We start from the raw sequence: 15583 nt of genomic DNA on the forward strand, positions 1-15583 counted from the left end.
ATTCCTTTGCCTAGAAGGTCTGCTCGCTCCAGCAGAGCTTGTCGCGCAGCAGGGAATAGTGGTCGTGGCCGGCCGGGTGGATCAGGCGGATGTCATGCTCGTACTTCGAGATGGCGAGCACGTCGCCGTACTCCAGCGGCTGGTTGAGCTGGCCGTCGAAGCTGACCACGCCGCCGCCGCGTGAGCCCTCGACCGGGCGGATCTCGATCAGGTGGCGGGCATCGACCACGATGGGGCGGTAGCTCAGGGTGTGCGGGCAGATCGAGACGATGCCCACCGCGTGCAGGTCGGGGGCGATCAGCGGCCCGCCGGCGGACAGCGCGTAGGCGGTCGACCCGGTCGGGGTGCAGACCACCACGCCGTCGGAGCGCTGCTGGTTGACCAGGGTGCCGTCGATGCTCATCTCGAACTCGACCATCCGGGCGGGGTCGCGCATCTTGAAGGTGATGTCGTTGAGCGCCACCGATTCCATGATGCGCGTGTCGTTGCGCATCAGGCTGCCCTGCAGGAGAAAGCGGCGTTCCTCGGTGTAGCGCCCTTCGAGGATGGCCGACAGGTGACGTTGCACCTCGTTGGGGCTGACGTCGGCGAGAAAGCCGAGACGGCCGAGGTTCACGCCCAGGATGGGAACGTCATGCAGGCACAGGCAACGCGCGGCGTTGAGCATGGTGCCGTCGCCGCCGATTACCACGATCAGGTCGCGGTCGACGCGATCTCGCGAGAACCGCTGGGCCTGGATCGACGGGGCCGGGTTCTCGGCCTCTTCCTCCAGCGCCCACTCGACATCGTGTTCCTCGGCCACGGCCACCAGGTTGCGGTAGACCTCGGCGAGCGGGTCGCCCCCGTCGGGCTTGACGATGATGCCCAGGCGCGAGAAGGCGGGGGCGGCGTCTGGCTGTTCGCTGGCTGACGAGGAGGAAGGTTTCATGGCGTGTGCGCTCTTGCTGCCTGACGACTCAGTGATTGCCCGATGACCATTTCAATCCGACGATGCCGATCACGATCAGGGCGATGAAGCCCAGCCGGGCGGCCGTCGCCGGTTCCTTGAACCAGAGGATGCCGAGGATCGCCACGCCGGTCGCGCCGATGCCCGTCCAGATGGCGTAGGCCGTGCCCATCGGGATCTCGCGCATCGCGAGGGCGAGCAGGTAGAAGCTCGCCCAGGCGATGGCCAGCACGATCACCGTCGGCACCAGGCGGGAGAAGCCGTCGGTGAAGCGCAGACCGGTCGCCCAGACGATTTCCAACAGGCCGGCGGCCAACAAGATGAGCCAGGCGTTCATGGCGTGAGCGGATCCTCGGAAACGGTTTCGTCGCGTCCGTCGAGAGCCGGCGATCGGCCGGCGGATGCGGAATTCGGCCCAGTCTAGCAAAGGAGAGGGGGTTTGAATCCGACCGCGGTGCGATGGGCTTGGCACTCTCCTCGGGCGAGTGCTAGTTTACTCCCCGGCCATTCGGGCCGACCCCCAAAAAACCGAGGTTCTCGAGGCCGCCTATGACTGATGCCTGGAGCGAACTCCCCGAGCGGGCCCAGACCCTGCTGCGGGTGCTGATCGACCGCTACACCGACGAGGGTGCGCCGGTCGGCTCGCGCGCGCTAGCGCGCATGTCCGACCTGAACCTGAGCCCGGCGACGGTGCGCAACGTGATGGCCGATCTCGAGGACCTCGGGCTGGTGCGCGCCCCCCACACCTCGTCCGGCCGCGTGCCCACCGAGCTCGCCTATCGCCTGTTCGTCGACTCGCTTTTGACCGCGCCGGGTCGGGCACCGGTCGATGCCCGGCGGCTCGAGCGCATCCTGCGCGAGGCAGCCGAGGACGACCCGCAGCATCTGGCGGACACCGCCTCGAACCTGCTCTCGAGCCTGACGCAGTTCGCCGGCGTGGTGACCATCCCGTCGCGGGCCCGCGCGCTGTTCCGCCAGATCGATTTCGTTTCGCTCTCGCCCGGGCGGGTGCTGATGGTGCTGGTCACCAACGACGGCGGGGTGCAGAACCGCATCATCCACCCGGACAAGCCCTATAGCCAGGACGAACTCACCCGGTTTGCCAACTTCCTCAACGAGCGCCTCAACGGCCAGTCCATCCAGGCGCTGCGCGAGACGCTGGTCGCTGAGCTCAAGAGCACGCGCGAGCAGATCGAGGGCAACCTCTCCGAGGCGATCACGCTGGCCGAGTCGGCCGTCGAGGCGGTCGAGGACAAGGCCGGGGTCGCCGTGGCCGGCCAGGTCAACCTGATGGGCATCGACGAGCTCGGCGACGTCGATCGCATGCGCCGGCTGTTCAACGCCTTCGCGGAAAAGCGCGAACTGGTCTCCCTCTTGGATCGCTGCGAACGCGCCCAGGGGGTGAAGATCTTCATCGGCCGCGAGTCCGGCTCGCCCACCTTCGATGAATGCAGCGTGGTGGGCGCTTCCTACGGCGTCGACGACGAGGTGGTCGGCGTGCTCGGCGTCATCGGCCCCAAGCGCATGCCGTACGGCCGGGTGATCTCGATCGTCGACGTCACCTCGCGCCTGCTGTCGAGCGCCTTGTCGCGCCAGTGACCTGCCCCCGGGAGGCAGGAATGTCTCCTTCCCCTTGAAAAGATGCCGGATGCCCCAAGAGTCGGGGCATCGACACGAGCCTTGGTCATGCCGGATGCACTGTATGCCGGCGGCGGACCGGGCTTTACCCATCAATTCCATCCGCTTTTCAGGAGAGCTTCGATGACGGACAAGCCGGTCGATCACGACGACATGAACCAGGAACAGCCGGAGCAGCCCGTCGAGGGCGAGGTCGAGCAGTCTGCCCAGTCAGGAGAGACGAGCGAGGTCGACGAGCTCAAGGCGAAGCTCGCCGAGAAGGAAGAGGAAGTCCTGCGCATCGCCGCCGAGATGCAGAACGTGCGCCACCGTGCCGAGCGCGACATCGAGTCGGCGCGCAAGTTCGCCCTGGAGCGCTTCGTCGAGGGGCTGCTGCCGGTGGTCGATTCGCTCGAGCTGGGTATCGAGGCGGCCGAGAAGGAGAACGCCACGCTGGAGAAGATCAAGGAGGGTGACGAGATGACCCTCAAGATGCTGATCCAGACGCTGGAGAAGTTCGGCGTCAAGGCCGTTCACCCGATCGGCGAGCGCTTCAACCCGGAGCACCACCAGGCCATCAGCCTGCAGCCGCACGACGGCGATCCCGATCACGTCGTCGACGTGATGCAGAAGGGCTACCTCCTGAAGGACCGCGTCGTCCGTCCGGCCATGGTGGTCGTCTCGAAGCCGAAGTAAGGCGCTCGAGGGGCGATTTGCCGCGGGTGGCTTGAAAAATCACGGCTCGCCCGCACGTCCAAGCACAAGGGCGGGTGCGGTGCCCGAGCAAGGCACCGGGCCGCGCCAACCGAATTTCGCATTCAACACAGAACTCTGGAGACACGATTTTATGGGCAAGGTAATCGGTATCGACCTGGGGACGACCAACTCCTGCGTCGCGATCATGGACGGCAAGTCCGGCAAGGTTATCGAGAACGCCGAGGGCGCGCGCACCACCCCGTCGGTGGTCGCCTACGCCAATGATGGCGAGATCCTGGTCGGCCAGCCGGCCAAGCGCCAGGCGGTCACCAACCCGGAAAACACCCTGTACGCGGTCAAGCGACTGATCGGCCGTCGTTTCGACGAGGACGCCGTTCAGAAGGACATCAAGCTGATGCCCTACAAGATCGTCAAGGCCGACAACGGCGATGCCTGGGTCGAGGCTGGCGGCAAGAAGATGGCCCCGCCGGAAGTCTCCGCCCGCGTCCTGATGAAGATCAAGAAGGACGTCGAGGCCTACCTGGGCGAAGAGGTGACCGAGGCGGTCATCACCGTGCCGGCCTACTTCAACGACTCCCAGCGCCAGGCGACCAAGGACGCCGGCAAGATCGCCGGCCTCGAGGTCAAGCGCATCATCAACGAGCCGACCGCGGCCGCGCTCGCCTACGGCATGGACAAGAAGGAAGGCGGCGATCGCAAGATCGCGGTCTACGACCTGGGTGGCGGCACCTTCGACGTATCGATCATCGAGGTGGCCGACATCGACGGCGAGAAGCAGTTCGAGGTCATGTCCACCAACGGTGACACCTTCCTGGGTGGCGAGGACTTCGACAACCGCCTGATCGACCACCTGGTCGACGAGTTCAAGAAGGAGCAGGGCGTCGATCTCTCCAACGACGCGCTTGCCATGCAGCGTCTCAAGGAGGCCGCCGAGAAGGCCAAGATCGAGCTGTCCTCGACCGAGCAGACCGACGTGAACCTGCCGTACATCACGGCGGATCAGAGCGGTCCGAAGCACATGAACATCAAGATCACGCGTGCCAAGCTCGAGTCGCTGGTCGAAGAGCTGATCAAGCGCACCATCGAGCCCTGCAAGATGGCGCTCAAGGACGCCGGCGTGTCGGCCTCCGACATCGACGACGTGATCCTGGTCGGCGGCCAGACCCGCATGCCGAAGGTGCGCGACACGGTTGCCGAGTTCTTCGGCAAGGACCCGCGCAAGGACGTCAACCCGGACGAGGCCGTGGCCATCGGTGCGGCGATCCAGGGCGGCGTGCTCTCCGGCGGCGTCAACGACGTGCTGTTGCTTGACGTCACCCCGCTGTCGCTTGGCATCGAGACGATGGGTGGTGTCATGACCAAGTTGATCGACAAGAACACCACCATCCCGACCAAGGCGAGCCAGACCTTCTCGACCGCCGAGGACAACCAGACGGCCGTGACCGTCCACGTCCTGCAGGGCGAGCGCGAGATGGCCAGCGGCAACAAGTCGCTGGGCCGCTTCGATCTCACCGAGATCCCGCCGGCGCCGCGCGGTCAGCCGCAGATCGAGGTGACCTTCGACATCGACGCCAACGGCATCCTGCACGTCTCGGCCAAGGATAAGGGCACCGGTCGCGAGCAGAAGATCGAGATCAAGGCGAGCTCCGGCCTGTCCGAGGAAGAAGTGCAGCGCATGGTCGACGATGCCGCCGCGCACGCCGACGAGGACAAGAAGCAGAAGGAACTGGTCGAGGCGCGCAACCAGGGCGACGGCATCATCCACACCGTCGAGAAGGCGATGACCGATGCGGGCGAGGCCCTGACCGACGACGACAAGAAGCCGGTCAACGAGGCCATCGAGGCCCTGCGCGAGGCGATGAAGGGCGACGACAAGGCCGAGATCGACGCCAAGGTCCAGGCCCTCTCCGAGGCCTCCGCCACGGTCATGCAGAAGGCCCAGGGTGCCGGCCAGGCCGGCGGTGAGCAGGCCGCCGGTGGCGAGCAGGGCAAGCAGGACGACGACGTCGTCGACGCCGAGTTCGAGGAAGTGAAGGACGACGACAAGAAGTAAGTCGTCTCCTCGAGCTGGAAAATCATCCGCCCTGCCGGGCGGGTGATTTTTTGTGTCACGCCCCGGCGTGGCACCCGCATTCCATGGACGGGCCGTCCGGCAACGGGGCCCGTTCAGCATTATTCCGGCCCGTGGGCGTGCGCCCGGGGGCCCAGATCCGAATCAGCCGCAGAGATCGACCATGGCAAAACGTGACTACTACGAGGTGCTGGGGGTCAGCAAGAATGCCTCGGCCGACGAACTGAAGAAGGCCTATCGCCGCCTGGCGATGAAACACCACCCGGACCGCAACCCGGGCGACGAGCAGGCCGAGACGCTGTTCAAGGAGGCCAAGGAGGCCTACGAGGTGCTCTCCGATCCGCAGAAGCGGTCGGCCTACGACCAGTTCGGTCATGCCGGGGTCGACGGCCAGGGCGCCGGTGGCTTCGGTGGCGGCGGCTTCGGCGGTGGTGCCGGGTTCGCCGACATCTTTGGCGATGTCTTCGGCGACATCTTTGGCGGCGGACGCGCCCGGGGCGGCGCCTCGCGCGGGGCCGACCTGCAGTACAACCTCAAGCTGTCGCTCGAGGAGGCCGTGCGCGGCACCACGGTCGAGATCCGCATCCCGACCACCGAGCCCTGCGAGACCTGCGACGGCAGCGGCGCCAAGCCCGGTACCGGCAAGACCACCTGTACCACCTGCGGCGGCCAGGGCGCGGTGCGCATCCAGCAGGGCTTCTTCGCCATCCAGCAGCCTTGCCCCGACTGCGGCGGCGAGGGGCAGAAGATCGAGGACCCTTGCACGGATTGTGGCGGCACGGGTCGGATCGAGACGCAGAAGACCCTCTCGGTCAAGATCCCGGCCGGCGTGGATACCGGCGATCGCATCCGGCATTCCGGCGAGGGGGCGCCGGGCGAGAAGGGCGGCCCGCCGGGGGATCTGTACATCCTGATCGACATCAAGCCGCACCCGCTGTTCCGGCGCGACGACGCGGATCTCCTGTGCGACATGCCGATCAGCTTCACCACGGCCGCGCTCGGTGGCGAGATCGAGGTGCCCACGCTCGACGGCAAGGTGAGCCTGAAGATCCCGGCCGAGACGCAGACCGGCAAGGTGTTCCGCCTGCGCGGCAAGGGCGTGCGCCCGGTGCGCGGCGGCACGCAGGGCGATCTCCTGGTGACCGTGCACGTCGAGACGCCGGTCAAGCTCAACGACGAGCAGCGCGAGCTCCTCCAGGCGTTCGAGCGGTCGCTGGGCAGCGGCGAGGGCGACGGCGTGGCCAAGAAGCACCGCCCGCGCCAGCATTCGTTCCTCGACTCGGTCAAGCGCTTCTTCGACGACCTGCGCGGCGACTGAGCGTCGCGGAATCCGACGCTCGCCAGGTCCGTCCGGACGGGCGGCGAACGCGGCGGCCCGCCCGCCACCGATTGGCGGATGGCCGCGGTATCGCATTGACTTTGCCGGGCGTTGTCTTTATATTCCGGTTCCCGCGAACATTGGCTTTAAGAGTGATGCCGGGCCCCATATGGGGCTTTTTTATTTTCCCGGCTCCCGGTCTTGCGAACAGGACGGGTTCAACCAGCAGAGGGTGCAGTTAGACGTGCAGAGAATCCCGGCGGCGATCGAGGACATGCTCAAACCGGTGGTCGAGGACCTCGGTTTCGAGTGGGTCGGCGGCGAGTTCCGCGGCGGCCCGTCCGGCCTGCTGCGCGTTTACATCGACCACCCGGACGGCATGACGCTGGATCACTGCGCCGACGTGAGTCACGCCCTGGCTGGCGTGCTCGATGTCGAGGACCCGTTCCCGGGCGCCTACCGGCTGGAGGTTTCCTCGCCGGGCGTCGAGCGGCCGATGTTCCGCACCGAGGATTTCGCCCGTTTCGTCGGGCACCGCGTACGCCTGCGGCTGTACAAGCCGGTGGCGAAGCAGAAGAAGTTCGAGGGCGTCATTCAGGGCGTCGATGGCGAGGACATCACCGTCCTCGTCGACGAGGTGGGCGAGCTGGTCTTCCGTTTCGAGGAGGCCGAGAAGGCCCATCTGGTCTACGAGTTTGCCGACAACAGCAAGCGTGGCCGCAACAAGCGTAAGAAGCGGCGCACGGCGCGGAAATAGAGCGATCTGGCTAGCAACATGAACAAAGAAATCCTTTTTGTCGTCGATTCGGTTTCCAACGAGAAGGGCGTCGAGCGCGACGTGATCTTCGAGGCGATCGAGGCCGCGCTTGCCCAGGCAGCGCGCAAGCGCCATGGCGGTGACATCGAGACGCGCGTCGAGATCGACCGGGAAGACGGCAGCTATCGCACCTTCCGTCGCTGGCTGGTGGTCGAGGGCGAGACCTCCGAGCACCCCGAGCGCGAGATCATCCTCGAGGCCGCCCAGATGGACGACCCCGAGGTGCAACTCGGCGACTACATCGAGGAAGAGATCGAGTCGGCCGAGTTCGGGCGCATCGCCGCCCAGGCCGCCAAGCAGGTCATCGTGCAGAAGGTGCGCGAGGCCGAGCGCCGCCAGGTCGTCGACGCCTACATCGATCGCAAGGGCACCCTGATCATGGGGCTGGTCAAGCGCATCGATCGCGGCAACGTCATCCTGGACCTGGGCGGCAATGCCGAGGCGATGATCCCGCGCGACGAGATGATCGGCCGAGAGGCGGTTCGTCCCGGCGACCGCCTGCGTGGCTATGTCACCGACGTGCGCCACGAGCCGCGTGGTCCGCAGATCTTCGTCTCGCGCACGGCGCCGGAATTCCTGATCGAGCTGTTCAAGCTCGAGGTGCCGGAAATCTCCCAGGGGCTGATCGAGATCGTCAACGCGGCCCGCGACCCGGGCCTGCGCGCCAAGATCGCCGTGCTCTCCAACGACCCGCGCATCGACCCGGTGGGCACCTGTGTCGGCATGCGCGGTTCGCGCGTCCAGTCGGTGACCAACGAGCTCTCCGGCGAGCGGATTGATATCATCGTCTGGGACGAGAACCCGGCCCAGTTCGTCATCAACGCGATGTCGCCGGCCGAGGTGGTCTCGATCGTGGTCGACGAGGACGCGGGCAGCATGGACGTGGCGGTCAGCGAGGAGAACCTCTCCAAGGCGATCGGTCGCGGCGGCCAGAACGTCCGCCTGGCGAGCCAGCTCACCCGCTGGCAGATCAATGTCATGAGCGAAGAGCAGGCGATCGAAAAGGGCGAAACCGAGACCCGACGCATCGTCGAGCAGTTCATGGAGGCATTGGACGTCGACCAGGAAGTGGGCGAGGTGTTGGTCGAGGCCGGCTTCACCACCATCGAGGAAATCGCCTACGTGCCCACCGAGGAGCTGCTCGAGGTCGAGGGCTTCGACGAGGGCATCGTCGAGGAACTGCGCAACCGTGCCCGCGACGCCCTGCTGACCATGGCGATCTCCGGTGGCGGCGACGCCGAGGAGGAGGCCGAGTCGGCCGGCGAGGCGCTGGCGCTCGAGGAACTCGACGGGATGACGGCCGACCTGGCCGCCAACCTGCGCGAGAACAACATCAAGGACTCGGAAGACGTTGCCGAGCTGTCCATTGATGAGTTGACGGAATACGAAGGCGTGGACGAGGAGCTTGCCGGGCGGCTGATCATGGCCGCACGCGCACCCTGGTTTGCCTGAATCGGTCGGCGATTGCCCGAACCGTCGCCCTCGGCAGGTGCCGAGGCGTGAAATCACTGTTTGATAGTTTGTAGGACCACAGGAGTCGTTAATGTCCGAGGTCACGGTTAAAGAATTGGCAAAAGTGGTAGGCGCCACCCCGGAACGGCTGCTCGAGCAACTGGCCGAAGCGGGCGTTTCGGCGTCTTCCGTGGATGCCAGTGTCAGTGACGACGACAAGATGAAGCTGCTGGCCCATCTGCGCAAGTCGCGCTCGTCGGGCGAGGGAGAGGCCAAGAAGCCGTCCTCGCGCATCACGCTCAAGCGTCGTTCGCAGCAGGAAATCAAGGTCGGCGGCGGCGCCCGTGGCGGCAAGACCGTCGCGGTCGAGTACCGTCGCCGCAAGACCTACGTCCCGCGTGACGAGGTCGAGCAGCCCGAAGAGGCCGAGCAGGTCGAGCAGCCGGCCGAGGAAGTGACCCCGACTGCTGCGGTTGAAGAGCAGCAGCCGGCTGCCGAGGCAGCCCCGGCCGTCGAGGAGACGTCCAAGGCCGAGGCAGCCGAGCCGGTCGAAGCCGACGAGACGCCGGCCGAGCCCGAGCCGGTCGCCGAGCCGGCGGCCGAGGCCGAGGAGCAGCCCGCCGAGGAACCGGTTGAAGAGACCGCCGCCGAGGAGAGTGCCCCGGTAGAAGACGCGGCGGCCGAGGCCGGTGAAGACAAGGACGACGGCAAGAAGAAATCCCGCCTGCGCATCGTTGCCATGCCGGAAGAGGCGCCGGGCATCCCGGTCTCCGCCGACGAAGGCAAGCCGAAGCGTGGCAAGCACGGTGGCAAGGGCCGCCATGCACGCGAAAACGCCCGCGAGGAACTCCACCTGGGCGCCGGCGCCGGTCGTCGTCGCAAGAAGGGCAAGAAGGGCGCGGCGTCCAAGACCGCCGTGGCCACCCGCCACACCTTCGAGAAGCCGACTGCCCCGGTGGTCCGCGACGTCAACGTCCCCGAGTCGATCTCGGTCGAGGACCTGGCCCAGCGCATGGCCGTCAAGGGCGTCGACGTGGTCAAGACCCTGTTCAACATGGGCGTGATGGCCACCATCAACCAGGTGCTCGATCAGGACACCGCGATCCTGGTGGTCGAGGAGATGGGCCACAAGCCGCATGCCGAGTCCGAGACGGCGATCGAGGACGAGGCGCTCAAGCAGGTCGAGCAGGGCGAGGCCAAGCCGCGTCCGCCGGTGGTCACCGTGATGGGCCACGTCGACCACGGCAAGACCTCGCTGCTCGACTACATCCGTACCGCCAAGGTCACCGCGGGCGAGGCCGGCGGCATTACCCAGCACGTGGGGGCCTATCACGTCGATACGCCGCGCGGCACCGTCACCTTCCTCGATACCCCGGGCCACGAGGCGTTCACCGCCATGCGTGCCCGTGGGGCGAGCGCGACCGACGTGGTCGTGCTGGTCGTGGCGGCCGATGACGGCGTCATGCCGCAGACGAAGGAAGCGATCCACCACGCCCGGGCCGGCAACGTGCCGATGGTCGTGGCGGTCAACAAGATCGACAAGGACGGCGCCGACCCCGAGCGCGTCCGTGCCGAGCTTTCCCAGGAGGAAGTGATCTCCGAGGAGTGGGGTGGCGACACCCAGTTCGTGCACGTCTCCGCGCACACCGGCGAAGGCATCGACCAACTGCTCGAGGCGATCTTGCTGCAGGCCGAGCTCCAGGAGCTCAAGGCCCCGGTCGAGGGTCACGCCATCGGGACCGTGGTCGAGTCCTCGCTCGAGAAGGGGCGCGGCCCGGTCGCGACCATCCTCGTGCAGAGCGGCACGCTCAAGAAGGGCGACACCGTTGTCGTGGGCAAGGAGTACGGCCGGGTCCGTGCCCTGCTCGACGAGAACGGCCAGCAGGTCAAGTCGGCCGGCCCGTCGATCCCCGTGGTCGTGCTGGGCCTGTCCGGCACGCCGGAGGCCGGCGACGAGCTGGTGGTGATCGAGGACGAGCGCAAGGCGCGCGAGATCGCCGAGTTCCGCGAGGCCAAGCAGCGTGATTCGCGCCTGGCCGCCCAGCAGGCCGCCAAGCTCGAGAACCTGTTCGAGCAGATGAAGGAAGGCGAGGTCGAGTCGCTCAACGTGCTGGTCAAGGCCGACGTGCAGGGCTCGGCGGAAGCCATCCGCGACAGTCTGCAGAAGCTGTCGACCGACGAGGTCAAGGTCAACGTGCTGATGAGCGGCGTCGGTGGCATCAACGAGTCCGACATCAACCTCGCCTCGACCTCGAGCGCGATCGTGATCGGCTTCAACGTCCGTGCCGACGCCGCCGCTCGCAAGACGGCCGGCGAGCAGGACGTCGAGATCCGCTACTACTCGGTCATCTACGAGATGCTCGACGACGTCAAGGCGGCCATGAGCGGTCTGCTGGGTACCGAGACCCAGGAGAAGTTCGTCGGTCTCGCCGAGGTGCGCGACGTGTTCCGTTCGCCGAAGCTGGGCGCGATCGCCGGCTGCATGGTCACCGAGGGCGTGGTCAAGCGGAACAACCCGATCCGCGTCCTGCGCGACAACGTCGTCATCTACGAGGGCGAGCTCGAGTCGCTGCGCCGCTTCAAGGACGACGTCCAGGAAGTGCGTTCCGGTATGGAGTGCGGTATCGGCGTGAAGAACTACAACGACGTCAAGGTCGGCGACCAGATTGAGGTCTTCGAGCGCGTCGAGGTCCAGCGGACCCTGTAAGGCGAACGCGATGGCACAGGGTTTTCAGCGCCACCAGCGGGTGGCCGGCCAGATCAAGCGCGAGATCGCCGAGCTGATCCGCGACTCCGGCGTGGACAGCGGGGCGAACGCGCCGCTGACCATGTTGACGGTCACGGACTGCGAGGTCTCGCGGGATCTCGCCCATGCCCGCATCTTCTACAGCGTGCTCAATGCCAGCGAGCAGCCGGTCGCCGAGCAATGGCTCAACGAGGCAGCCGGTTACCTGCGCGGCGAGCTGGGTCATCGCATGCGCCTGCGTATCGTCCCGCAGCTGACCTTCATCTTCGACAACTCGATCGAGCAGGGCATGCAGATGGATGCCCTGATCCGGGCGGTGCGCGAGCAGGACGGCGACGAGGACGATCCGTCCGACGAGTCGGACCCCATCGACACCGACGGCCGGCACTGAGCCGGCCGCGTCAGTTCGCATGGCACGCAAGCGTCGCGGTCGCGAAATCAACGGCATCGTCCTGTTCGACAAGCCCCTGGGGCTCAGCTCGAACCAGGCGCTGCAGCGCGTGCGGCGGTTGTTCAACGCGGCGAAGGCCGGCCATACCGGCAGCCTCGACCCGGCCGCCAGTGGCCTGCTGCCGGTCTGCTTCGGCCAGGCGACCCGGATCTCGGGACTGTTGCTGGACGCCGACAAGACCTACCGGGTCACCGGCCGGCTGGGTACGCGTACCGACAGCGGCGATCTCGAGGGCGAGGTGATCGAGACCCGCGAGGTCCCGCCGCTGGATGCCGAGGCGATGGAGGCCGTGCTGGCCCGTTTTCGTGGCCGCGTCGAACAGGTCCCGCCGATGTATTCGGCCCTCAAGCACGAGGGCAAGCGCCTCTACGAACTGGCCCGCGAGGGCAAGACGGTCGAGCGCAAGGCGCGCACGATCGACTTCCACGAGGTCACCCTCGAGGCGCTCTCCTCGACCGAGTTCACCCTGCGGGTGCACTCGAGCAAGGGTGCCTACATCCGCACGCTGGTCGAGGATATCGGCGAGGCGCTCGGCTGCGGCGCGGTGGTGGCCGAGCTGCGCCGCATCGGACTGGGCCCCTGGTCGATGGACGAGCAGTCGACCTACCGGCTCGAGGAGCTCGAGGCGATGGTCGCCGAGGGCGGGCTCGACGCCCTCGATCGTGTTATCCTCCCGATCGATTCGGCGCTGGGCGCCTATCCGGCCGTCGTGCTGGATGCGGCCAGCGTCACACCAATTCGCCACGGTCATCCGGTGTTTGTGCCCAACGCGCCACAAACCGGGTGGTTTCGACTCTACGCACCCGACGACCTCTTCCTGGGTATGGGGGAAGTGCTGGATGACGGGCGAACCGCGCCGCGACGATTGTTCGCGGCGTTGTAAGGGGCTTTTGGCCCAGACGCATTGCGGGACGGTGACCGGTCGTCACTGACCCGCGATGGACTTTTAAAGCTTCACCCAGGCAGATAGGAGAACTCCCATGTCCCTGAACGAAAAGACCACCGCCGAGATCGTTGCTGAGTTCGGCAAAGACGCGAACGACACCGGTTCCCCGGAAGTCCAGGTCGCGCTGCTGACCCAGCGGATCACGCACCTGACCGAGCACTTCGCGACCCACAAGCAGGATCACCACTCCCGCCGTGGCCTGCTCAAGCTGGTCAACCAGCGCCGCAAGATGCTCGACTATCTCAAGTCCAAGAGCTTGACCCGCTACCAGGACCTGATCAAAAAGCTGGGCCTGCGCAAGTAAGCGCTTGCCGTTACACTAGGAACCCGCCGCAAGCCGGCGGGTTTTTTGTTTGCGGGGCCCTGAATGGCCCCGTCCCCATCACGAACACATTCGATACGTCAGGAGCCAAGCGTGGCAGTCAGCAAGCAGTCCTTCGAGTACGGTCAACACACCGTCACCCTGGAGACCGGCGAAATCGCCCGGCAGGCCAGCGGGGCGGTCATGGTGACCATGGGCGAGACGGTGGTCCTGGTCACCGCCGTGGTCGCGCCGACCGCCGATCCGGGCAAGGACTTCCTGCCGCTGACGATCGAGTACCAGGAGAAGTTCTACGCCGCCGGCCGAGTACCGGGCAGCTTCTTCCGCCGCGAGGGCCGTTCGACCGAGGGCGAGACCCTGGTCGCGCGCCTGATCGACCGCCCCGTGCGCCCGCTGTTCCCGAAGGGCTTTACCCACGAGACCCAGGTGATCGCGCAGGTGCTTTCGCTCGACCCCGAGGTCGACTCCGAGATCCCGGCCCTGCTCGGGGCCTCGGCGGCGCTGTCGCTTTCCGGTGCGCCGTTTGCCGGCCCGATCGGTGCGGCGCGCATCGGCCACATCGACGGCGAGTTCGTGCTCAACCCGAGCCCGGCGCAACTGACCGGGTCGCGGCTGGACCTGGTGGTCGCCGGGACCGACAAGGCCGTGCTGATGGTCGAGTCCGAGGCCGACCAGCTGCCCGAGGACGTCATGCTCGACGCGGTCATGTTCGGCCATGAGCAGATGCAGGCGGCCATCAAGGCGATCGAGGCCCTGGCCGCCGAGGCCGCCCGCCCGCCGATCGAGTGGACGCCGCCGGCCGACAGCTCCGCGCTGGCCGGGCAGATCGACGCGGCCTTCCGTGCCGAGATCGAGTCCGCCTACCAGATCGCCGACAAGGCCGAGCGCGGCAACCGCCTCGGCCAGCTGCGCGGCGCGATCCGCGAGCGCTTTGTCGACGAGGCCGCCGAGCCGCCGGTCACCGAGAAGACGGTCGACGCCCTGGTCAAGGGCATCGAGTCCGACGTGGTGCGCGGCAACATCCTCGCCGGCAAGCCGCGCATCGACGGGCGCGATACGCGCACGGTGCGCCCGATCAGCATCCGCACCGGCTTCCTGCCGCGCGCCCACGGCTCGGCGCTGTTCACCCGCGGCGAGACCCAGGCGATGGTGGTGACCACGCTCGGCACCGCCCGCGACGCGCAGCTGATCGACGCGGTCGGCGGCGAGCGCAAGGAACCGTTCCTGTTCCATTACAACTTCCCGCCGTTCTGCGTGGGCGAAACCGGTCGGTTCGGCGCGCCCAAACGCCGCGAGATCGGTCACGGCAACCTGGCGCGTCGTGGCGTGATGGCTGCGCTGCCGCCGGCGGACGAGTTCCCCTACACGATTCGCGTGGTCTCGGAGATCACCGAGTCCAACGGCTCGTCCTCGATGGCCTCGGTCTGCGGGGCCTCACTGGCGATGATGGATGCCGGCGTGCCGATGAAGGCCCCGGTGGCCGGTATCGCGATGGGCCTGATCAAGGAGGGCGAGCAGTTCGTGGTGCTGACCGACATCCTCGGTGACGAGGACCACCTCGGCGACATGGACTTCAAGGTCGCCGGCACCGCCGACGGCGTCAACGCCCTGCAGATGGACATCAAGATCGAGGGCATCAACCGCGAGATCATGGAAGAGGCGCTGCGCGAGGCACGCGCCGGGCGGACCCACATCCTCGGTTGCATGAACGAGGCCCTGGCCGAGGCGCGCACCGACCTCTCCTCGCACGCGCCGCGTTTCATCACCATGCGCATCAACCCGGAGCGCAAGGGTGACCTGATCGGCAAGGGCGGTTCGACCATCCAGTCCCTGACGCGCGAGACCGAGTGCCAGATCGACATCGGTGAGGATGGGACCGTCACCATCGCCGCGCCCAACGGTGAAGCGGCCGAGGAGGCGCGTCGCCGGGTCGAGGAGCTGACCGCCGAGCTCGAGGTGGGCAAGGTCTACCACGGCAAGGTGGTCGGCATTAAGGACTTCGGCGCCTTCGTCAACATCGCCCCGGGCAAGGATGGCCTGCTGCACATCTCCGAGATGGCCGACAGCCGGGTCGAGAAGGTCACCGACGTGGTCAACGAGGGGGACGAGGTGGACGTCAAGCTCCTCGAGATCGACCGCCAGGGCCGACTGCGACTGTCGATGCGTTTCTCCGCCTAGGG

General features: G+C 66.8%; 13 protein-coding genes. 11 read left to right on the forward strand and 2 right to left on the reverse strand.

Annotated features, from left to right (window positions below; translation table 11 throughout):
* Positions 1-10: 10 nt before the first annotated feature.
* Complete coding sequence (locus tag LV475_RS07700; RefSeq protein WP_136867795.1) at positions 11-928, reverse strand: NAD(+)/NADH kinase; 918 nt, start codon at positions 926-928, stop codon at positions 11-13.
* Positions 929-956: 28 nt separating this feature from the next.
* On the reverse strand, positions 957-1283 hold the full coding sequence (locus LV475_RS07705; RefSeq protein ID WP_136867796.1) for a DMT family transporter: 327 nt from the start codon (positions 1281-1283) through the stop codon (positions 957-959).
* Between the two features lie 212 nt (positions 1284-1495).
* On the opposite strand from LV475_RS07705, the gene hrcA reads away from it, so the two are divergent.
* The 11 genes from hrcA to pnp all read left to right on the forward strand — a co-directional run bounded on the left by hrcA (position 1496) and on the right by pnp (position 15581).
* Positions 1496-2545 carry a heat-inducible transcriptional repressor HrcA gene (gene hrcA, locus LV475_RS07710; RefSeq protein ID WP_136867797.1) on the forward strand — a complete coding sequence of 350 codons (1050 nt, stop codon included), beginning with the start codon at positions 1496-1498 and terminating at the stop codon, positions 2543-2545.
* Between the two features lie 162 nt (positions 2546-2707).
* Positions 2708-3259: a nucleotide exchange factor GrpE gene (grpE, locus tag LV475_RS07715; RefSeq protein ID WP_211238835.1), complete on the forward strand. Its 552-nt coding sequence runs from the start codon at positions 2708-2710 to the stop codon at positions 3257-3259.
* A gap of 151 nt (positions 3260-3410) precedes the next feature.
* The gene (gene dnaK, locus LV475_RS07720; RefSeq protein WP_136867798.1) at positions 3411-5333 is read left to right on the forward strand and encodes a molecular chaperone DnaK; all 1923 of its coding nucleotides are present in this window, start codon (positions 3411-3413) and stop codon (positions 5331-5333) included.
* Between the two features lie 181 nt (positions 5334-5514).
* The gene (gene dnaJ, locus LV475_RS07725) at positions 5515-6669 is read left to right on the forward strand and encodes a molecular chaperone DnaJ (RefSeq protein ID WP_136867635.1); all 1155 of its coding nucleotides are present in this window, start codon (positions 5515-5517) and stop codon (positions 6667-6669) included.
* 244 nt (positions 6670-6913) lie between these two features.
* Positions 6914-7426, forward strand: coding sequence for a ribosome maturation factor RimP (gene rimP, locus LV475_RS07730; RefSeq protein ID WP_231505807.1), 513 nt, complete (start codon positions 6914-6916; stop codon positions 7424-7426).
* Between the two features lie 18 nt (positions 7427-7444).
* Entirely contained in the window at positions 7445-8938 is a 1494-nt protein-coding gene (nusA, locus tag LV475_RS07735; RefSeq protein ID WP_136867636.1) for a transcription termination factor NusA, read from the forward strand.
* A 91-nt stretch (positions 8939-9029) separates the two neighbouring features.
* Positions 9030-11645 (forward strand): translation initiation factor IF-2, encoded by a 2616-nt coding sequence (gene infB, locus LV475_RS07740; RefSeq protein WP_136867637.1) that lies wholly within the window; start codon positions 9030-9032, stop codon positions 11643-11645.
* 10 nt (positions 11646-11655) lie between these two features.
* The gene (gene rbfA / locus LV475_RS07745) at positions 11656-12075 is read left to right on the forward strand and encodes a 30S ribosome-binding factor RbfA (protein ID WP_136867638.1); all 420 of its coding nucleotides are present in this window, start codon (positions 11656-11658) and stop codon (positions 12073-12075) included.
* Positions 12076-12094: 19 nt separating this feature from the next.
* Positions 12095-13018: a tRNA pseudouridine(55) synthase TruB gene (gene truB, locus LV475_RS07750; protein WP_136867639.1), complete on the forward strand. Its 924-nt coding sequence runs from the start codon at positions 12095-12097 to the stop codon at positions 13016-13018.
* A gap of 97 nt (positions 13019-13115) precedes the next feature.
* Positions 13116-13385, forward strand: coding sequence for a 30S ribosomal protein S15 (gene rpsO / locus LV475_RS07755; protein WP_136867640.1), 270 nt, complete (start codon positions 13116-13118; stop codon positions 13383-13385).
* A 63-nt stretch (positions 13386-13448) separates the two neighbouring features.
* Positions 13449-15581 carry a polyribonucleotide nucleotidyltransferase gene (pnp, locus tag LV475_RS07760; protein WP_136867641.1) on the forward strand — a complete coding sequence of 711 codons (2133 nt, stop codon included), beginning with the start codon at positions 13449-13451 and terminating at the stop codon, positions 15579-15581.
* The last annotated feature ends 2 nt before the right edge of the window (positions 15582-15583 follow it).

The organism is Guyparkeria hydrothermalis (assembly GCF_023555375.1).
GTDB classification, from domain to species: Bacteria; Pseudomonadota; Gammaproteobacteria; order Halothiobacillales; family Halothiobacillaceae; genus Guyparkeria; species Guyparkeria hydrothermalis.